Genomic DNA, 19,696 nt, shown 5'->3' with positions numbered 1-19,696 from the left:
GTCAAGGAATCGGCCCGAGGCGAATTCCGCGGTGACCGGCTCAGCCCGCCGGGAGGATCCGCCACTGCTGGTTCGTGCTGTTGCTGTCGCTCCACTGGCCGAGGTTCGCCGCCGTCGCCGTGCGTCCCATGCCGTCGAGGTAGAGCCCCGTGGCGCGGTTGCGGATGCGGATGTCGTTGCCCCTGGCCTTGCCGGTCACCACGGTCCACTGCTGGCTCGTGGCGGTGCTGCTCGCGCGCTGGCCGGTGTCGGAACCGTTGCCGGTGCGGCCGGCGCCGTCGAGGTACAGGCCGGTCACGGTGTTGCGGAAGCGCACGAACGAACCGGTGTTCTCGACCACCCAGCGCTGGCTGGCGCTGGTGCCGCCGGTGCCCTGACCGGCCGCGGCGTCGGTGCTGCGGCCGAGGCCGTCGACGTACCAGCCGGTCGCGACGTTGCGGATCTCGACGGTGGTGGAGCCGTTGTCGCCGAGGCCCCAGGAGTGCCGCAGCTGCTGGAGGCCGGACGGGTTCGTCAGCGTCAGCGCGGTGTTCTGGCCGGTGCCGCTGCGGGTGGTCATGCTGTACCAGTCGCCGTCGCGCAGACCGGGCCAGTAGACGCTGCCCATGCCGAGGCTGCGCAGCTTCGCGGCGACACCGCGGACGTAGTCGGCCATGTAGGAACCGCTGGGGACGCTGTAGTCAACCGCGTCGAAGTACACGCCGTTCTTGGTGCCGGGGCCCATCGCGCCGCCCCACTCGGTGGCGATGGTGCGGCTCGCGTAGGCGCCGATGTAGCTGCCGATGTGGTCGGCCCACTCGGTCTCGCTCTCGAAGCCGGCGAAGAACGAGTAGTCGTGCACGGCGAGCAGGGTGCCGTTGAGCCGGCTGTCGCCGCCGACCGCGGGGACGTTCTGGGCGAGGCCGGCGCCGTCGAGGACGACCCGGCCGCGCGGGACGGACGAGTACCTGTTCAGCCAGTCGTTGTACATGTTGTTGAGGTCGCCCGTGCTGTACCCGTGCGGTTCGTTGATGACCTCGAAGTAGGCGTTGGGGTGCGAGCCGTACTTGGCGACCACCCGGTCCCACATCTGCTGGAACGCCGCCTGGTTCTGCGGCCGGCCACCGGTGTGCGCCCAGTACGCGAGGATCACGTTGCCCTTGGTGAGCGCCGTGTCGATCGCACCGGTGTAGGTGCCCCAGTAGGTCGACACCGTCGGCTCGTTCACCGGCAACCGCACGGTGTTCGCGCCGGTGACGGCGTAGAGCCCGCCGACGACGCGGTCGGCGACGGTGGCGGCCGAGGAGTAGGTGTCCGAGGCGCTGAGCCCCGAGGGGTAGAGCACGCCGTTGACGAAGTTGTCGCGCTGGTCGGCCCAGTTGACGCCCCGGAACCCGGCGGTGGACGCCTGCGCGGCGGTCGTGCCCGCGGTCAGCAGCCCGGCCACGAGGAGGACGGAGGTCAACAGGCGTAATGTGGTAAGCGCTTTCCAAAGTCTCATCGGCCCATGAGAGCAGCGGTTTCGGACGAGCGTCAAGACGGCGGCCGGGGGATGACAGAACACCGCCACACCCCGTTCGGCAGCTAAAGTCCACACAGGACGTTTAGCACCGCTCCCGCAGAACGTTTGGGATCAGACGACGATCGGGCCGTCCTGGACGCGGTCCTCATAGGAGCACGGACCGTCCACACGTTGCTCCAAACGGCCATGGCCGGGCGACTCGCTGCGACGTAAGGTGATCCACCACGCGGCCCACGGGGGATGTCGCCGCGTGTGACCGTTCGCGCACGAGGGGAAATCGCCGGGATGAACATCGATACCGCGCTGAAAGAAGCCATGACCATCACCGGCGCGGTGGGGGCCGCGCTCGTCGACTACGACAGCGGGATGTCGCTGGGGTCGATCGGCGGTGGCGACTGGCTCGACCTGGAGGTGGCGGCGGCCGGGAACACCGAGGTCGTGCGGTCCAAGCAGCGGGTCATCTCGGCGCTCAAGCTGAACGACGAGATCGAGGACATCCTGATCACCCTGCAGCGCCAGTACCACCTGATCCGGCTGCTCTCCCCGGGCAAGCGGGGCTCGTCGATGCTCTTCCTGTACCTCGTGCTGGACCGGGAGCGGGCCAACCTGGCCCTCGCCAGGCACAGCCTGAGGGCCATCGAAGCCGACCTCACGGTGTGAACGAGATGTTCATCCACCCGTCGTCGTCCCCGGAAGCCCTGCCGACGCGCCGGCGCGGAGCGACGACACCGAGCCACGGCCCGGTCACCACTCCCCTGCCGGGCACCGACGCGAAGGTCATGACCGAGGCGCTGGCGGAGGTCCACGGGTCGATCGACTCGATCGCGATCAACGGTGTGCTGGTCGCCACCAGGGACGGCCTGGTGCTGTGCGCCGTCACCCGCGGCGTCCAGGACGACGGCGTGGCGGCGATGGCCGCGGCGGCGGCGGGTCTCGCGAACCAGTTCACCGCGCAGGCCGGTGTCGGCAGCCCGCGGGCGGTGTTCTTCGAGGGCGACTCCGGTCAGGCCGGGGTGTTCGGCGTCGACGCCGACACGTTGCTGGTCGTGCTCGGCACGCGTGACACGACGATGGGCATGTTCAACGTGGTGGCGAAGCAGGCCCTGGCGTTGCTGCAGGAGGCGGTGGCCAACCGCCGCTGACCCCCTTGCTCCGCGCCTTTCCGGCATCTGCGTGGCGAGCAGGAGGGAGGCCCGCCTGCCGCTGCCGCGTCCCACAGCGGCCGGCGGGCCCGTTCTCACTCGCCCACGGCCTGCCGAGGCGGGGACACCACGAGCCACTCCAGCTCCGCGGCGAGCACGCCGAGCTGGAACCGGGACTGCACGCCGAGCAACGACTGCAGCCGCGCGATCCGCCGGTGCAGGGTGCGCAGGCTGACGTCGAGCTCGCGGGCGATCGCCCGGTCGGTGGCGCCGGTGCCCATGAGCCGCAGCAGGCGGCGGGTGGCGGCCGTGGGTTCCTTGCCGACGGCCACGGTGTGGTCCTGGCGCACCGCGGGGACCGCCGTCAGGTGGCTTTCCCGCCGGGTGGGGCGTGACGTGAGCGGTCTGGTCATCGGCTGAACTCCTCTGCGGGCATGCCCTGCAGCGCTAGCAACAGGTTCCGTACTTCGGTCGCGGCGACGCGCCCGGTGCGCTCGACCGACGGCGGCACCGCCGGGTCCGAGCAGAGCAGCACCGGGCCGTCGGCCGCGCGGTCGGGCGATCTGCCGTGCGTGCCGCGCACGCACGACGGGTCCAGCGGCACGACGTTCATCGCGTACCGCAGGCCGAGCTTCTTGCGGGCCAGGTTGAGCCCCGCCTTGGCCTTCGCGAGCGGGTCGGCCGGGTCGAAGAAGAGCTCCGCCGGGTCGTAGCCGGGCTTGCGGTGGATGTCCACGCCACGGGCGAAGTCCGGCGCACGGTTGTCGTCGGTCCAGTAGTAGTAGGTGAACCACGCGTCCGGCTCGGCGACCGCGACCAGCTCACCGGACCGTTCGTGGTCCAGTCCGACGGCCGCCTGCCCCTCGCGGTCGTACAGCACGTCGACGCCGGGCAGCTCGGCGAGCACCGCCCTGGTGCGCGGCACGTCGGCCGGGTCGGCGACGTACACGTGCGCGACCTGGTGGTCGGCCACCGCGAACGCCCGGGACGTCCACGGGTCCAGGTACTCCATCCCGGCCTGCGCGTAGACCTCCAGCAGACCGGCGGCGCGCAGTGCGCGGTTGACGTCCACCGGCCGGCGCGCGTCCGTGATGCCGTACTCCGACAACGCGACCACGGTGGCGTCCGCGACATCGGCCAGCAACGGCGCCAGCGCGCGGTCCACGTCCGCCGCCGCCTTCACCGCCTGCGGGGACGACGGGCCGAACCGCTGGAGGTCGTAGTCCAGGTGCGGCACGTAGACCAGCAGCAGGTCGGGCCGCTGCTCGGTGAACACCTTCCTGGCAGCGCCGATGATCCACTCGCTGGACGCCAGCGCCGCCGTGGGACCCCAGTACTGGAACAGCGGGAACTCCCCCAGTGCACCCACCAGCTCGTCGTGCAGGCCGGGTGGGCGGACGTAGCAGTCCGGCGACTTGCGGCCGTCCGCGTGGTAGATCGGCCGGGGCGTGACGGTGATGTCGGTGGACGCGCCCATCGCGTACCACCAGCAGATGTTGGCGGCGGTGTAACCGGGGTGGGCGCGGCGGGCGGTCTCCCACAGCTTCTCGCCGCCGACGAGCCGGTTGTGCTGGCGCCACAGGTGGACCTCGCCGAGGTCGCGGAAGTACCAGCCGTTGCCGACGATCCCGTGCCGCGCCGGGGTGAGGCCGGTGAGCAGCGTGGCCTGCGCGCTGCACGTCACGGCCGGCAGCACCGTGCCCAGCTCCGCCTGCCAGCCCAGCCGCGCGAGGTTCGGCATGTGGGCCAGCAGCGCCGGGGTCATGCCGACGACGTTCAGCACCACCAGTGGTTTCACGCCGCCACCCCCGCCGCCAGGTGCTGGTGCGCCCACCGCAGCTCCGCCGCGATGCCGTCGGCCAGGTCGCCCGCCCCCGGCAGCACCGTCCAGGTGTAGGTCTCGACCTCGACGTGGGTACCGGGGTCCACCGCCGCGACCGCGGCCACGAGCACGTCGGTGGTGGACGTGAGCGGTGCGGGTGGCACGGCGTGCAGCGGCACGTGGAAGTGCACCCGCCACGGGTGCTCGGCGGGCAGGGTGTGGAACGCCTCCGGCAGGTCGTCCGCGGCCAGCACGCCGCCCGGCGCGTTCTCCCGGACCTGGTGCAGGTACCGGGGTTCGCCGTAGGCCGCGACCGCCAGCCTGCCCTCCTCGGTGCCGGGTTCCGCGACTTCGAGCGCCGCCGACGCCTGCACCTTGACGATCGACAGCCCCGCCCGCCGGATCGACTCGACCGCCGCCACCGGGTCGGCGAACGACACCGCGAGGTGGCAGGTGTCCAGGCACAGCCCGACGAAGCTCGGGGTCGGCCCGGCCGGCGAGCCAGCCGACCGCGTCGGCGACGGTGTCGAGCACGCAGCCCGGTTCCGGTTCGACGGCGAGCTTGACCGGCCGGCCGGGCAGTTCGCGCAGGAACCGGGTGAGCTCGGCGAGCGCGGCCGTCGCGGCGCCGTCGTCCATCAACGTCCACGGCTCCCGCCACGCCAGCGGCAGGGTGGAGATGCTGCCGTACGAGGCGGAGTCGGGCAGCAGGTCGGCCAGTACGGTCGCGCAGTCCTTCGTGTACTCCAGCCGCCGCGGGTCGGTCCACGTCGGGAAGTACACCTTGTGCTTGACGACCTCCTCGTGGAAGTCGCCGTACGGGAACGCGTTCAGCGTCGACACCGTCAGGCCGCGCGCCGCCAGCTCCGCCCCGAACGCCCGCCGCGCGGACACGTCCTCGGCGAGGCCGTGGGCGACCGGTGCGGGCAGCCACAGCCCCAGCGGGAGCGTGTCCGCGCCCAGCGCCTCCCGCACGCGCACGGCGTGCCGGTCGAGCTGGGCGAGGACGCCGGGCAGGTCGGGTGCCGGGTGGACGTTGGTGCAGTAGGCGATCACCGCTCACCCCGCAGCACCGAGCTGCCGGTGGCCGCGTCGACCGCACCCGCCGTCACCGGGTCGAGCGCGAGCCGACCGCTCTGGCCGTAGAACTCGACCGGGTTGTGCCACAACACCTTCTCGACGTCGTCGGCGGAGAACCCGGCGTCCAGCATGGCCTGCCCGGTCTTGTACGTCTTCAACGGGTCGGAGCGGCCCCAGTCGGCGGCGGAGTTGACCAGCATCCGGTCCGTGCCGTGCTCGGTGAGCAGCGCGACCGTCCGCTTCTCGTCCATCTTGGTGTCCGGGTAGACGGAGAACCCCATCCAGCAGCCCGCGTCCGCGACCATCCGCACGGTGGTCTCGTTGAGGTGGTCGACCAGCACCCGTTCCGGTGCCAGCCCGGACTCGCGGACGACGTCGAGCGTGCGCCGGGTACCGGCCTGCTTGTCGCGGTGCGGGGTGTGCACGAGGACCGGGAGGTCGTGCCGCTGCGCCAGTTCCAGCTGGCGGGCGAACGCGTCGTCCTCCTCGGGCGTCATCGAGTCGTAGCCGACCTCGCCGACCGCGACCACGCCGTCCTTGGCGAGGTAGCGCGGCAGCACGTCGAGCACCTCGGCGCAGCGCGGGTCGTTGGCCTCCTTGGGGTTCAGCGCGAGCGCGCAGTGGTGGGCGATGCCGAACTGGGCGGCGCGGAAGCGCTCCCACCCGAGCAGGGCGTCGAAGTAGTCGACGAACGACCCGACGCTCGTGCGCGGCTGCCCGAGCCAGAACGCGGGCTCGACGAGCGCCTCCACCCCGGCGTCGCGCATGGCCTCGTAGTCGTCGGTCGTGCGGGACGTCATGTGGATGTGCGGGTCGAAGATGCGCATCACGAAGCCTTTCCGAGCAGGGCGAGGGCGTCGGCGGGCACGGGACGGCCGGCGGCACGGCGTTCCTCCGCGAACGCGGCCACCATGCGCAGCAGCTCCGGGTCCGAGTGCCGGTCCAGGCCGTCGACCGCGGTCAGCGGGATGCCCATGAACAGGCACTTGAGCACGCCGTGGCGCCACGCGTGCCGGCCCAGGTGCCGGGTGGCGAACGGGCCGAGCGCCGCCGCCACGAGGCCGGTCTCGTTGCTGCGCAACGCGTCCTCGACCAGCGCGACACCGGCGGCGGGAGCCCGGTCGCCCAGCTCGGCGAGGCCGCGCAGGACGCCGCGCCGTTCCGCGGAGGTGCCGTACCGGTAGAGCCGGGTGAGGCCGTCGACCGGGTCGCCGGTCGCGTCGGCGAACGCGGTGAGCAGCCGGACCCTGGCGGCGTCCTCACCCGTTCCGACCGCTCTGCCCACGGCCGGGAACAGGGTGTCGATCGCGTTCGGGTCGGTCCGCACCGCCCGTTCGGCGTCGGCCAGCCACCGGGCCGCGCGCAACGCCCGCAGCGCCCGTGCCGCCACGTCCGGTGCCGCGTGGCTGTGCCGGGGCAGCTCGACCGCGGCGACACCGGTGTACCCGATGTCGGTCAGCGCGGCGAGGGTGGCGGGCAGGTCCAGGTGCCCGTCACCGAACTCCAGGTGCTCGTGCACGCCCGGCAGCATGTCGTCGAGCTGCACGTTGACCAGCAGCTCACCTGCCTGCCGGATGCACGCGGCCGCGTCCTGCGGCTCGACGGCGACGCAGTGCCCGACGTCGAGGGTGATCCGCAGCTGTTCGGGGTCGCCGAGCTCGGTGCGCAGCCGCAGCGCCTGCTCCAGCCACTGCACGACCATGCCCGGTTCAGGTTCGAGTCCGATGGGGACGGACGGGCCGTTCTCCAGCACGGCGGCCACCCCCGAGCGCAGGTGGTCCCAGTCGTCCGGCGAGCCGATGCCCGACCAGAACGACACGCAGTCCGCGCCGAGGTCGGCCGCGATCCGCTTGGCGCGCACCAGGAAGTCGACCCGGCGGTCCTGGTCGGAGCTGACCAGGGTCGGGTGGTGCTTGCGACGCGGGTCGAGCAGGTACCGCGCGCCGGTCTCCACCACGGCCCGCAGGCCCAGCTCGTGCAGGCGGGCGGCGAGCCGGTCGGTCTGCCGGGCGACGTCGTCGGCGAACGGGTCGAGGTGGTGGTGGTCGAGGGTCAGCGCCACGGCGGTGTAGCCGAGGTCGGCGATCACGGCGAGCGCGTCGCCGAGGCGGTGGTTGCTGAAACCGTTGGTGCCGTAGCCCAGGTGGAACGTCATGTCGGGCTCACCTTCCTGCTCAGCGCCTGCGCCAGCGGCAGCACGACCGGCAGTGCGGCACCGTGCTCGGCGAGCGCGGACTGCAGCAGCACCATGCCGTGGATGCCTTCCTTCGTGGCGGTGCGGACGTTCCGCGCGCTCGGGTCCTGGACCACGTTCCACTGCGCGCGCCCGACCGTGACCGCGTAGCCCAGCGCCCCCGCGATCCCGGAGATGCGCCGGGACGACACGGCCGCGGCGACGGCGGTGAGGACCGTGCCCGCCAGCACCGCCTTCGCCGTGGCGGGCGACGTGCCGTGCACCTCACCGCGCGACAACGCCGTGACGCCCAGGGTGTGCGCGGCCATCAGGCCCGCGGGCAGCACGGCCCGGCCGCCCAGCAGGACGTCCAGCGCACGGCACGCGGCCATCGCGAACGGCCCGGCGGGCGTGGCCTTCAACGCGGTGTCATAGGCCCACACGGCGGCGGCGAGCGGCAGTGCGTTGCGCCCGGCGGCCGCGGCGAGCCCGACGCCGAGCGCGGTCAGGCCCGCCGCCGTCGCCAGTGCCGCGTCCGGTGCGACCCGGCCGGACGGGATCGGGCGCTCCGGCCGTTCGGCCGCGTCCAGGTCCCGGTCGGCCCAGTCGTTGAGCGCCATGCCCGCCCAGTACAGCGACACCGATGCCAGCGGCAGCAGCAGTCCCCTGCCCCGCAACGGTTTCCGCGCGCCGACCAGGGTGTCCCCCAGCACGGTGAGCGCCGCCGGTGCGCGCACCAGCTCCACGTACGCCTTCATCACCGGGTCACTTCCACGGCGCGGGGTAGCCGGGCATCTGCTCGCAGCCGCACATCGCGTAGTGCAGCGGCGGCATGTCCTGCTTGATGAAGTCCTTCAGCGTGTCCTGGGTGACCTTGGGCTGCGGCAGCACCCACTCGCGCGGCACCTGCTTGCCGCCGAGCACGCGCAACGCTGCGATTACCGGCGTGCGCCACTGGTAGGTCGGGTAGGTGGGGGCGACCGCGGTCATCTTCTCGTCGGCCCAGATGCGCAGGAAGTCCTGCTGGTCCTCGCCCACGAACGGCGGGATGGCCACCCCGGCGTCCTGGAACGCCTCGACCGCGGCCACTGCGGTGGCACCGGCGTCCATCCAGACGCCGTCGATCTTGCCCTCGCGCTGGATGTACTCGTTGACGATGCTCTTGGTCTTGGCGGCGTCGCCGTCGGTGAACTCGACGCCCACGACCTTCACCTGGCTGCCCGCGAACACCTCGTCGGCCGCGGCCCAGCGCTGCTCCAGCACGTCGACACCGGGCAGGATGCGCAGGGCGAGGACCTTGCCTCCGGGCGCCACCTTCTCCTTGAGGAACTCGGCGCCGTCGGCACCGAAGGCGAACCCGCCGATCGGGTGGATGAACGTGACCGGGCAGCTCGTCTTCACACCGCGGTCGAACACGATCACCGGGACGCCGGTCGCGCACGCGGCCTCGACCGCCGGAGTGAGCGTGGCGGTGGTGTTGGGCGAGACGACCAGCGCGCTGCACCCCTGGGAGGCGAGCGACTGGATGTCGCTGATCTGCTTGTCGTCCTTGGCCTCGGCGTCCAGGACGGTGAACTTGGTGATCTCCGGGTGCAGCTTCACCTCCTGCTGCATGGTCTTGAACCCGACCTGCCGCCACGGGTTGTCCACCGAGGCGTTGGAGAAGCAGAGGTGGTAGCCGCCACCGGGCTTGGCGTACTTGGCCGTGTCGGTCAGCTCCGGATCGAGCGCCTGCTCCCAGGGCCCCGCCGTGCCGTCCTGGCCGTCGAGCCCGATCGCCTTCGCGGTGCGGAACCGCAGCTGGCGCGCGAGCTCCGCCTGGTCGTAGAACTCCGACTTCGCGATGGCCTTCGCCGGTCCGGAGGTGCCGTCGGCGCCCGAGGTGGCGGGCAGGTCGCTGGAGCACCCGGCCACCACCAGCGCGCCGGCCAGGGCCACGACGGACCAATTCCTGTGCATGTGCTTGCTCCTCGGCTTCTTCGGCGGGGGCTCAGGCGGTGTGGTCAGGAGAGGTGGTGCGGCGGTGCGGTCACGTGCTGTCCACAGTGGTCTTGCGGTGCGGCAGCAGGCGGCGCAGCGCGGTGCCGCGGGCGGCGTAGGCCACGGCGGCGATGATGATCACGCCCTGCACGGCGGACTCCAGCGCACCGGAGACGCCGAGCAGGTTCAGCAGGGAGAAGAGCGCTTCGAGCGTCACGGCACCGGCGGCGGCGGCGACCACCGAACCCCGGCCGCCGCCGAGCAGGACCCCGCCGAGCACCACCGCGGTGATGGCGCGGAACTCCAGGCCCTGGCCGACCTGGGCGGAGACCCCGGCGAACCCGGCGAGCAGGATCGCGGCGACCGTGGCGAGCAGCGCCGACAGCACGAACGCGAGCAGCCGCAACCGGTCCACCCGGCCACCGGCGAGGTGGACGGCCTTCTCGTTGTCGCCCACCGCGACCAGCAGGCGTCCGGTCGGGCCGCGCATGAACCACACCGCCGCGCCGACCACGACCAGCAGGACCACCACCGACCACGGCACCTGCCCGAGCAGCGGCACGTCGGCACCGCCCCGGCCGGCCACCCGGAACGACGGCGACAGCGCACCGCGCGGTGCGCCACCGGTCCACAGGAACACCGCGCCGTCGAGGACCAGCAGCATCCCCAGCGTCACGATGAACGACGGCACCAGCAGCTTCGTCGTGACCAGCCCGTTGACCAGGCCGACCAGCAGCCCGAAGCCGAGCAGCAGCGCGACGACCCACGCGGTGTCGGCGTCGTCGCCGTCCACCAGCCGGGCCGCGATCACCACCTCGGCGGTCACCAGCGAGCCGACCGAGAGGTCGAACCCGCCGGACACGACCACGAAGTACTGCCCCACCGCGAGCACCACGAGCGGCGCCGCCCGCTTGAGCAGCGCGAGGTAGCCGCTGGGTTCGGAGTAGGCGGGACCGGCGAACGCCAGTGCCACCAGCAGGACCACGAGCACGACCAGCACGGGTGCCGTGCCGTCGGCGAGCCGCAGCCGGGTCACGACGACCTCCCCGTGTGCCGGCGGCGCGCGTACAGCGCCACCGCCACGACGAGCACGACACCGCGGACGACGTCCTTGAAGAACGAGTTCACGCCGAGGTCGTCGAAGATCGTGTCCAGGGTGGCCAGGATCAGCACCCCGCCGATGGTCCCGGCCACTCCGCCGCGACCACCCGCCAGCGCTGTACCGCCCAGCACGACCGCCGCGATGGACTCCAGGTCGTACCCGGCGTCGGTGCCGACGTACGGTGCGCCGGACCCCAGCCGCGAGGCCAGGAACACCCCGGCGAGCCCCGCCATGACGGCGCACACGACGTGCGCGGTGACGATCGTCCGCCCGGTGCGCACGCCGGACAGCCGCGCCACGTCGACGTCACCGCCGACGGCGTACATGTGGTAACCGGTTCGGGTGCGGCGCAGGTACCACCACGCCGCCGCGGCGAGCGCCAGCATCAGCAGCGCGGACACCGGCACCGGGCCGATGCGGTCGTAGCCGAGGTGCTGGAACGCGCGCGGCACGCTGCCGGCCGGTCCGGTGTAGCTGTGCTCCAGGTAGCCGCGCAGGACGAGCGCGACGCCCAGCGTGGCGATGAACGCGTTGGCCTTCAGCACGGTGATCACCAGGCCGTTGACCAGCCCCACGACCGCGGCGACGGCCAGCGCCGCCAGCACGCCCGGCACGACCATGGCGGTGCTGCCCGCCATGGTCTCGGCGGCGATCAGCGAGCAGAGCCCGGCGAGGTAGGCCACGGACAGGTCGAGCGAGCCGGTGACGATCACCAGCGTCTGCCCGATCGCGACGAGGCCGAGCACCGTGCTGCGGGTCAGGATGTTGAGGACGCCGCCGTGGTCGAGGAGCACGCCGCCGTCGAGCGCCACCAGCACGCTGCCGACGACGAGCAACGCCACCAGTGCCAGGTAGACGACCACGACCGGGGTGAACGCGACCGCGCGGTGCCGCGCGGGCAGCCGGCCGGCCGCCACGCCCACGGCGCTCACGCGGGTTCTCCGACCAGGTGTCCGGTGGCCAGGCCCATCACGGTCTCCTCGTCGGCACCGGCGGGCAGCTCGCCCGCGAGGGTGCCCTCGCGCAGCACGAGGACCCGGTCGCTCAGCCCGATCAGCTCCGGCAGCTCGGAGGAGACCAGCAGGATCGCGAGGCCGTCGGCCGCCAGGTCGCGCAGCAGCCGGTACAGCGCCTGTTTGGCGCCGACGTCGACACCGCGGGTCGGTTCGTCCACGAGCAGCACGCGCGGCCGCACGGCGAGCCACCTGGCCAGCACGACCTTCTGCTGGTTGCCGCCGGAGAGGTAGCGCACCTCCTGGTGCGGGCCGCGTGCGACGACGGCGACCGAGGCCAGCAGCTCCCGCAGGTCGGTCTCGCGGCGGGCGCGCGCACCGCGCGAGGTCGCCCGGCGGACGAGCAGGGTGTTGTCGCGCACCGACTGCCGCAACGCGAGCCCTTCGCCCTTGCGGTCCTCGGTGACGTACCCGATGCCCTTGCGCACCGCCGTGCGCGGACCGGTGACGCGGGCCGGGGTCCCGTCGAGCTCCAGCGTCCCGGTGGTGAACGGCTCGACGCCCCAGATCGCCCGCAGGAGCGCGGACCGGCCGGAGCCCTGCAGCCCTGCGACGCCGACGACCTCGCCCGACCGCACCTCGAACGTCAGGTCCCGCACCCGGTCGTTCCCCGCGCCGCGCAGCGCCAGCCGCACCTCGCCGGGCGCGGTGGCGCGCTCGGGGTAGAGCCTGTCGAGTGGACGGCCGACCATGTGCCGCACGACCTGGTCGGTGGTCAGCTCGGCGGTGGGCGCGGAGGTGACGAACGCGCCGTCCTTGAGCACCGTGATGCGGGTGCTGAGGTCGAACACCTCGCGCATCCGGTGCGACACGTAGAGGATCGCGATCCCGCGGTCGCGCAGCCTGCGCACCAGCCGGTACAGCAGCTCGACCTCGCCGTCGGCGAGCGCGGCGGTCGGCTCGTCCATCGCGAGGACGGTCGCGTCGGCCGACAGCGCCTTGACGATCTCCACGACCTGCTTGCGCGCCACGGAGAGCCGCGCCACCTCGGTGCCGGGGTCGATCCCGTCCTCGCCGAGCGAGCCGAGCAGCCGCCGGGTCTCCGCCTCCATCGCCCGCCGGTCGACCTGGCCGCGGCGCACGGGTTCGCGGCCCAGGAAGACGTTCTCGGCCACCGTGCGGTGCTCCAGCAGCGTGCAGCTCCTGGTGGATGATCGCGATGCCCGCCGCCTGCGCGTCCCGCGGCGCGGCGAACGAGACCTCCTCGCCGCGCACTACGACCCGGCCCGTGTCCGGCCGGTGCACGCCCGCCAGCACCTTGAGCAGGGTGGACTTGCCCGCGCCGTTCTCGCCCACCAGCGCGTGGACCTCGCCGCCCCGCAGTGCGAGGTCGACGCCGCGCAGCACCGGCACGCCCAGGAAGGCCTTGCCGATCCCCTCCAACCGGACGACGTCCGTCACGCCGCCACCCCCGGTGTTACGCGGGTCACAGTCATGAGGCGAACGTAGAGTGGACTATTGGCGACTGTCAATCAAAAGTTGGCGCTTCTCTGCCAAAGGACACATGTCTTCGGGATGAATATCGCCATTACTCGGTCTATTTGGTTCACTGATCCGGTGCCGGACGTACCTTGGGCCCCCGCAGCATCGCCTGGACAGCTGCTGCGGCTGCTGCTCGACGGAGTGCCACGCACCCGCGCCGAGCTGGCCACCCAGACGGGCCTGACCCGCGCCGCGGTCCGGACCCGGCTCGACGCCCTGCAGGGAGCGGGATTCCTCACCGACCGCGTGATCACGGTGGCGACCGGCGGCCGTCCGGCCGGGCGGTTCGCGTTCAACGCGGGCGCGCGCACGGTGCTGGCTGCCGACGTCGGTGCCAGCCACGCCACGATCGCCGTCACCGACCTCGTGGGCGGGCTGCTGGCCTCCCGGCGCCTCGCCCTGGACGTCGCGACCGGCCCGGAGCGCGTCCTGGCGGCGCTGGCCGGGACGTGGCGGGAGATGGTGCGCGACGCGGGGCTGTCCGCGGTGTCGCTGGCCGGTGTCGGCATCGGCCTGCCCGGCCCGGTCGAGCACTCGTCCGGCCGCCCGAACCACCCGCCGATCATGCCGGCCTGGAACGGCTTCGACGTGCCCGGCCACCTGCGCGCCGAGTTCGGCGTGCCGGTGCTGGTGGACAACGAGGTCAACCTGATGGCGCTGGGCGAGCACGCGCACTCGTTCCCCGGCACCGACCACATGATCGTCGTGAAGGTCGCGACCGGCATCGGCTCCGGCTTCATCAGCAACGGCGTCCTGCACCGCGGCGCGGCCGGCGCGGCGGGGGACCTCGGCCACATCCGGGTGCCCGACGGCGACGGCGCCGACTGCGGCTGCGGCAACTCCGGCTGCCTGGAGGCCGTCGCGAGCGGCTCCGCGGTCGCGGCCCGGCTGCGCTCCAGGGGCGTCGAGGCGCACACGAGCGCCGACGTGGTCGCGCTGGTCCGCGCGGGCAACGTCGAGGCGGGCCAGGCGATCCGGCAGGCCGGCCGCACCATCGGCGAGGTGCTCGCCGCGTGCGTCAGCATGGTCAACCCCTCGCTCATCGTGGTCGGCGGAGACCTCGCCGCGGCCGGTGAGATGCTGCTGGCCGGGGTGCGGGAGGCGGTCTACCGACGCTCGCTGCCGCTGGCCACGGAGAACCTGCGGATCGTGCCGTCACGGGCCGGCGAGGTGGCCGGTGTGCTCGGTGCGGCGGCCATGGTCATCCACCACGTCCTGTCCCCCGCCGTCGTGGACCAGCAGCTGGGCTGACGCTTGCGGCGGGTGGCCTCACCGGTCCCTGGCCACGACGAGCCCCGCCAACGCGCGCAGCTCCGCCCCGCCGGCGGAGGTCGGGCAGGCCTGCCGCAGGCAGTCGAACGCGAGCCGCACCCGCCGGTCCGCCTCGGCCTCGGTCCAGGCCCGGCCACCCGCCTCGGCGACGAGGTGCGCGATCTCCTCGGGATCGGCCGGCTGCCCGGCGTAGCACCGCGCCAGCCGGCGGGCGGCGGGCGACTCCTCGGCGAGCGCCGCCACCACGGGCAGGGACCGGCGGCGTGCGCGGAGGTCGGCGTGGGCCGGCTTGCCGGTCTTGGCGGGGTCGCCCCAGATGCCGAGCAGGTCGTCGACGGCCTGGAACGCGACACCCAGGTGCACGCCGAACCCGCGGTAGTGCTCGGCCGTGGTCTCGCCGGCACCGGCCGCCACCGCACCGAGCCGGCAGGCGGCGCCGAGCAACGCACCCGTCTTGCGTTCCGCCGTGACGAGGCACTCCGCCGGCGACACCGGCTCCGCCGCCACGTCCGCCGACTGACCCTCGCACAGCTCGACCAGCACGTCGGCCAGCACCGGGGCCAGCGCGGGCGGCACCTGGCGCACCGCGAGCCCGATCAACGCGTCACCGGCGAGGATCGCGGCCGTGGTCCCGAACGCCATCCACGCCGACGGCCGGTGCCGCCGGGTCTCGTCGCCGTCCATCACGTCGTCGTGCAGCAGCGAGAAGTCGTGCAGCAGCTCGACCGCCGTGGCCACCGCGACCACCCCGGACGAGACCTCACCGCCGGCCGCACGAGCGCTCGCCAGCGCCAGCGCCGGACGCAGCGCCTTCCCCGTGGCCCGCGCGGGTCGGCCGTCCGCGTCCCACCACCCGATGTGGTAGCCGGCGACCCGTCGCAACGCGGGTCCCAGCCCGTCGACCGCCGCCCGCCGCACCGGCTCGACCGCCGCCCGTGCCTCGTCCAGCAGCCGCACCGGGTCAGCCGTCACCGCCCCTCCGGCGCACCGTCGACCGTGAGCCCGCCGGTGTCCCCGTCGCCGGACAGCTGCACGTGCACGTGCCCGCGCCCGGCCTCGATGTTGAGGACGTCGAGCTGCACCGCCGCCACCGACCACGTGCGGACCGCCAGCATCCGCTGCTCCTGCGCCAGTGCCAGCAGCGCGGCCCGGTCCGCCTCGGCCCCGCCGAACGCCAGCTCGCAGGTCTTCACCGCTGCCGCCAGCTGCTGCACCGCCGTGCGCATGCCGGTGCGCGCGATGTTGATCCCGTTGCCCGCCGACGGCGACTGCTCGTACGTCCCGGCCACCTCCGCCACGACGTCCCGCCAGCCGCTCACCGCCTCCGCGGTGGGGGCCTCGGCCATCGCCGCGAGCACCGGGGCCAGCCGGTCGCGGCTCTGCCGGGCCTGGTCGGACAACGGGCCGAGCTGGGCGGCGTCGCGGTCGGCCTCCTCGCGTTCGAGCTCCGCGATCCGCTGCTCGGTCGCGTCCGGGCCGGTCCACGACCCCACCAGGAACGCCACCGCCAGGCCGAGCAGGAACGCGGTCACGAGCCCCGCCCAGAACGGCCGTGCGGCGGGAACGGGCCGCACGGCCGGTTTGACCGCACGGCTCCGCACGGTTTTGACCATCGAGTCCTCCTCCGGGAACAAGGGCGGCCGGCGGCGAGCCGCCGGCCGCCCTCCCGCTAGCGGAAGGTCCACCTCTGGTTGGTCCCGCCGTGACAGGTCCAGATGATCAGCTGGGTCCCGTCCGCCGAGCCGGCCCCGTTGGCGTCCAGGCACTTCGAGCCGTTGCGGATCGTGCCGTCGGACTGCGCGGTCCAGTTCTGGCCCGACCCGCCGTTGCACGACCACAGCCGCACAGCGGTGCCGTCGGTCTGGCTGTTGCCGGTGACCTCCAGGCACTTGTCCAGCGCGCGCAACGTGGTGCCGTTCTGCGTCCACTTCTGGTTGGCGCCGCCGTTGCACGTCCACAACTGCACCTTGGCACCGTCGGTCGAGCTGGCGCCGTTCACGTCGACGCACTTGCCGGAGGCGCCGACGATCTCCTTGGCGCCACCGCCACCGCCGCCCGTCCCGACACCCGGCCCGACGTAGGTGATCGAGTCGAGGTCGAAGCTGGTCGACGAGGACGTGCGGAACACCGCGAACAGCTCAACGGAACCGGACGGCGCGGTCACGTTCACCGCGGGCAGGTTCACGTAGTTGTCCCAGCCGCCGGTGCTCGACACCGCCGCCGACGCGACCAGGGAGCCCGTCGGGGAACCCGACCGCAGCTCGATGGTCCCGCCACCGCCGGAGGGCGCGGACACCCGGAACGACACCTGGTTGATGCCGGTGAAGTTGACCGGGTTGAACGAGATCCAGTCGCCGTTGCCGATGTCACCGATCCGCGCACCGGACTCGGCACCGGACTGCGACACCACCCGCACACCGGACGAGCCGGTGAAGAACTCGGCCTGCTTCTGCTTGGGCTGCAACACGACCTGGGCGCCACCGGTCAGCGCCGGCACCCCGCTCGCGCCGCCGTCGGTGTACTCGGCGGACCCGATGACGTGCACGTTGAGGCCCTGGTGCCCGGAGTCGATGCCCGTCTGCAGCGTTCCCGTGCAGCCGGTCGCCGGTGAACCGATCGGGTGCTTGTGCGTGTCGTGACCCATGTTCGACTGCACGGTCACCCTGGAGCAGTCGATCGTGCCGTCCTCCGGGTCGGTCACCGACACGGTGTACGGGACGGTGTCGCCGAAGTTCACCATGCCACCGTCGGCGGGGCCGGTGAAGCGCACGACCGGTTCGGTGTTGCCCGCCGTCACGGTCACGTTCGCGGTGCCCGTCTTGCCCTTCGCGTTGGTCACGGTGAGCTGGGCGGTGAACCGGCCGCGGCCGGTGTAGGTGTGCGTCGGGTTCGCCTCGGTGGAGGTGCTGCCGTCGCCGAACACCCAGCGGTAGGTCAGCGCGGAACCACCGGGGTCGGCCGATCCGGCGCTGGAGAAGCGCACCGTCAGCGGCGAGCCGCCCGACAGCGGGGTGCCGGAGGCCTGGGCGACCGGGCTCTGCTCACCGGAGGCGGTGTAGTCGATGCGCCACAGACCCGCGCCCGGCAGCGGTTTGTTGTCGTCCCAGCCGGTGCCCCAGGTCAGCAGGTACATCGACCCGTCCGGCCCGAACTTCGCGTCCATCGGCGAGGCGAAGGACATGTTCGACAGGAAGTTGTTGATTTTCAACAGGTTTCCGGACGAGTCGAGCCGGAACTCCCACATCCGGTTGCGCGACCACTCGCCGAAGAACGGCGTCTGGTCGAAGTAGGCCGGGAACTTCGTGGTGGACGGGTTGTTCGCGTTGTACTGGTAGGCGGGGAACGCCATCGGCGCCTCGCCGCCGGTGCCCATCTCCGGCCACACGTTGCCGTTGGCCCCGTTGCCGTACCACATGTCCGCGGCACGGGCGGCGGGCAGCGTGGTGAGACCGGTGTTGTTGGGCGAGTTGTTCACCGGTGCGGCGCAGTTGAACTTCGCGCCGGAGGTGTTGTTGGCGAAGTTCCAGTCGTTGTAGGCGATGTTGTTCGCCACGCAGTACGGCCAGCCGTAGTTGCCGGGCGACTTGATGACGTTCCACTCCACCAGGCCCGCGGGTCCGCGGTTGGGGTTGTCCGAACCCGCGTCCGGGCCGTAGTCGGCCGCGTAGACCACGCCCGTGGTGGGGTGCACGCTGAAGCGGAACGCGTTGCGGAAGCCCATCGCGTAGATCTCGGGCCGGGTCTTGGCCGTGCCGGGCGCGAACATGTTGCCCGCCGGGACGGTGTAGGTGCCGTCGGCCTCCGGGTGGATGCGCAGGATCTTGCCGCGCAGATCGTTGGTGTTGGCCGCGGTGCCCTGCGCGTCGTAGAGCGAACGGCCGGAGCGCTCGTCGATCGGCGCGTAGCCGGCCGAGTCGCCGTTGGGGTTCGTGTCGTCGCCGACGCTGATGTAGAGGTTGCCGTTCGGCCCGAACGCGAGCTGGCCGCCGGTGTGGCCCGGTTCCTCCCGCCGCGACGCGGGCAGGGTGAGCAGGACCTTCTCGGTCGAGGTGTCGAGCCGGTCGCCGTTCATCGTGAACCGGGAGATCCGCGCGATCTCCTGCGACCCGGTCGGCGAGTAGTTCAGGTACACCCACCGGTTCGTGGCGAACGCCGGGTCGAGCGCGAGGCCGACGAGACCGTCCTCCGAGGTCTGCCCGCCGCCGTAGACGCTGAGCGTGCCCGCGACGACCGTGGTCCTGGTGTCCGGCTTGTAGATCTTGAGGTTGCCGTTGTACTCGGTGAAGAACACCCGGCCGTCCGGTGCGACGTCGAGGGTGCTCGGCGCGATCGTGGAGCTGTCGAGCTGCACCTTCTGGAAGCTGCTCCACACCGTGGCCCCGCAGTCGGCCGAGACGACGCCGCCCGCGGACTCCACGCCGCCGGTGATGTGCTGGCGGAACAGGGGTTCGGAGTAGCTCGACGCCTGGTGGCCCATGCCGGTGGCCCACAGCCGGCCGCCCTCGTAGTTGCGGCACCAGGAGATCGGGTGGTCGACGCCCATCTTCGACGAGCCCGCGTCGTAGGTCGACTCGTCGGCGGTGACCAGCACGTGCACGTCACCGCGCGCGGAGCGGTTGAAGTTGTACCACTCCTCGGTGCGCGTCCAGCGGTCCGGCAGACCCGCGCCGGACGGGTGCTTGCGGTCGGCGACCTTCGCGGTGCCGGACACGACCGCCGAGTGCTGCGTCATCGTCATGCCGAGCATCTGGTCCCACCACGGGAACTGCGCCTCGATGTTCATGTCGGTGGCGTTGTGGATCGCGACCACACCACCGCCCCTGCGCATGTAGTTCTGCATCGCGGTGCGCTGTGCCGCGGTGTCCCACACCATGCCCGAGGTCTGCAGCATGACGACGACGTTGAACGTGGCGAGCGTGGTGTCATTGAAGACCGACGCGTCCTCGCTCTTGGTGAGCTCCCAGCCGCGTTCGGCGGCCAGCTGCTCGAACATCGTGATGCCCGCGGGGATGGAGTCGTGCCGGTAGGCGCCCGAGGCGGTCTTGGAGAACAGCAGGACGTGCAGGCCGTGCGCCTGGGCGGGGGTGACCGGAACGACGAGCCCCATCACCACCAGGACACCGGCCAGC

The 19,696-nt window shown here is 72.5% G+C and carries 16 protein-coding genes and 2 pseudogenes; 3 read left to right on the top strand and 15 right to left on the bottom strand.

Translation table 11 applies throughout. The features are described 5' to 3' along the window. Window positions 1-40: 40 nt before the first annotated feature. Window positions 41-1,444, bottom strand: a complete 1,404-nt coding sequence (locus tag ACVDFE_RS22750) for an RICIN domain-containing protein (RefSeq protein WP_458431757.1) — start codon at window positions 1,442-1,444, stop codon at window positions 41-43. A 342-nt stretch (window positions 1,445-1,786) separates the two neighbouring features. Here ACVDFE_RS22750 and ACVDFE_RS22745 point away from each other — a divergent pair, with 342 nt between their 5' ends. Both ACVDFE_RS22745 and ACVDFE_RS22740 read left to right on the top strand, forming a co-directional pair. After that, entirely contained in the window at window positions 1,787-2,161 is a 375-nt protein-coding gene (locus tag ACVDFE_RS22745) for a hypothetical protein (protein WP_360389536.1), read from the top strand. Between the two features lie 5 nt (window positions 2,162-2,166). Continuing rightward, on the top strand, window positions 2,167-2,643 hold the full coding sequence (locus tag ACVDFE_RS22740) for a roadblock/LC7 domain-containing protein (RefSeq protein ID WP_458434380.1): 477 nt from the start codon (window positions 2,167-2,169) through the stop codon (window positions 2,641-2,643). A gap of 95 nt (window positions 2,644-2,738) precedes the next feature. Here the strand turns inward: ACVDFE_RS22740 and ACVDFE_RS22735 are convergent, their stop codons facing one another. The 11 genes and pseudogenes from ACVDFE_RS22735 to ACVDFE_RS22685 form a co-directional block, all read right to left on the bottom strand. Further along, window positions 2,739-3,056 (bottom strand): helix-turn-helix domain-containing protein, encoded by a 318-nt coding sequence (locus ACVDFE_RS22735; RefSeq protein ID WP_360389539.1) that lies wholly within the window; start codon window positions 3,054-3,056, stop codon window positions 2,739-2,741. After that, complete coding sequence (locus ACVDFE_RS22730; protein WP_458431756.1) at window positions 3,053-4,441, bottom strand: alkaline phosphatase family protein; 1,389 nt, start codon at window positions 4,439-4,441, stop codon at window positions 3,053-3,055. The genes ACVDFE_RS22735 and ACVDFE_RS22730 overlap by 4 nt, the downstream gene beginning before the upstream one ends. After that, window positions 4,438-5,521: pseudogene (gene eboE / locus ACVDFE_RS22725) on the bottom strand (metabolite traffic protein EboE). The gene ACVDFE_RS22730 and the pseudogene eboE overlap by 4 nt, the downstream one beginning before the upstream one ends. Continuing rightward, a complete protein-coding gene (locus ACVDFE_RS22720) occupies window positions 5,518-6,372 on the bottom strand; it encodes a TatD family hydrolase (RefSeq protein WP_458431755.1) in 855 nt (284 codons plus the stop codon). The pseudogene eboE and the gene ACVDFE_RS22720 overlap by 4 nt, the downstream one beginning before the upstream one ends. Continuing rightward, the gene (locus tag ACVDFE_RS22715; RefSeq protein WP_458431754.1) at window positions 6,372-7,700 is read right to left on the bottom strand and encodes an EboA domain-containing protein; all 1,329 of its coding nucleotides are present in this window, start codon (window positions 7,698-7,700) and stop codon (window positions 6,372-6,374) included. The genes ACVDFE_RS22720 and ACVDFE_RS22715 overlap by 1 nt, the downstream gene beginning before the upstream one ends. Next, a complete protein-coding gene (locus tag ACVDFE_RS22710) occupies window positions 7,697-8,476 on the bottom strand; it encodes an SCO3242 family prenyltransferase (protein WP_458431753.1) in 780 nt (259 codons plus the stop codon). The genes ACVDFE_RS22715 and ACVDFE_RS22710 overlap by 4 nt, the downstream gene beginning before the upstream one ends. Window positions 8,477-8,483: 7 nt before the next feature. After that, window positions 8,484-9,677, bottom strand: a complete 1,194-nt coding sequence (locus ACVDFE_RS22705; RefSeq protein ID WP_458431752.1) for a substrate-binding domain-containing protein — start codon at window positions 9,675-9,677, stop codon at window positions 8,484-8,486. A gap of 70 nt (window positions 9,678-9,747) precedes the next feature. Then, the gene (locus ACVDFE_RS22700) at window positions 9,748-10,734 is read right to left on the bottom strand and encodes an ABC transporter permease (RefSeq protein WP_458431751.1); all 987 of its coding nucleotides are present in this window, start codon (window positions 10,732-10,734) and stop codon (window positions 9,748-9,750) included. Beyond that, complete coding sequence (locus ACVDFE_RS22695; protein ID WP_458434379.1) at window positions 10,731-11,723, bottom strand: ABC transporter permease; 993 nt, start codon at window positions 11,721-11,723, stop codon at window positions 10,731-10,733. The genes ACVDFE_RS22700 and ACVDFE_RS22695 overlap by 4 nt, the downstream gene beginning before the upstream one ends. 5 nt (window positions 11,724-11,728) lie before the next feature. Beyond that, the gene (locus ACVDFE_RS22690; RefSeq protein WP_458431750.1) at window positions 11,729-12,928 is read right to left on the bottom strand and encodes a sugar ABC transporter ATP-binding protein; all 1,200 of its coding nucleotides are present in this window, start codon (window positions 12,926-12,928) and stop codon (window positions 11,729-11,731) included. An 85-nt stretch (window positions 12,929-13,013) separates the two neighbouring features. Further along, window positions 13,014-13,109 (bottom strand): annotated as a pseudogene (locus tag ACVDFE_RS22685) (ATP-binding cassette domain-containing protein); the annotation flags it as partial. 261 nt (window positions 13,110-13,370) lie between these two features. Between ACVDFE_RS22685 and ACVDFE_RS22680 the strand changes: the two are divergent. Next, window positions 13,371-14,546, top strand: coding sequence for an ROK family transcriptional regulator (locus ACVDFE_RS22680; protein WP_360389565.1), 1,176 nt, complete (start codon window positions 13,371-13,373; stop codon window positions 14,544-14,546). 18 nt (window positions 14,547-14,564) lie between these two features. Here the strand turns inward: ACVDFE_RS22680 and ACVDFE_RS22675 are convergent, their stop codons facing one another. Genes ACVDFE_RS22675 through ACVDFE_RS22665 form a run of 3 tightly spaced genes read right to left on the bottom strand, consistent with a single transcriptional unit; the run spans window position 14,565 to window position 19,674 of the window. Continuing rightward, complete coding sequence (locus ACVDFE_RS22675; RefSeq protein WP_458431749.1) at window positions 14,565-15,539, bottom strand: polyprenyl synthetase family protein; 975 nt, start codon at window positions 15,537-15,539, stop codon at window positions 14,565-14,567. Beyond that, window positions 15,536-16,180, bottom strand: a complete 645-nt coding sequence (locus ACVDFE_RS22670) for a hypothetical protein (RefSeq protein WP_458431748.1) — start codon at window positions 16,178-16,180, stop codon at window positions 15,536-15,538. Before ACVDFE_RS22670 ends, ACVDFE_RS22675 begins: the two co-directional genes overlap by 4 nt. A gap of 56 nt (window positions 16,181-16,236) precedes the next feature. Next, a complete protein-coding gene (locus tag ACVDFE_RS22665; protein WP_458431747.1) occupies window positions 16,237-19,674 on the bottom strand; it encodes a ThuA domain-containing protein in 3,438 nt (1,145 codons plus the stop codon). Window positions 19,675-19,696: the final 22 nt, after the last annotated feature.

Source organism: Lentzea chajnantorensis, from assembly GCF_054300775.1.
Note: the sequence above shows the minus strand (reverse complement) of the source record. Positions and strands in the feature narration are given on the sequence as shown.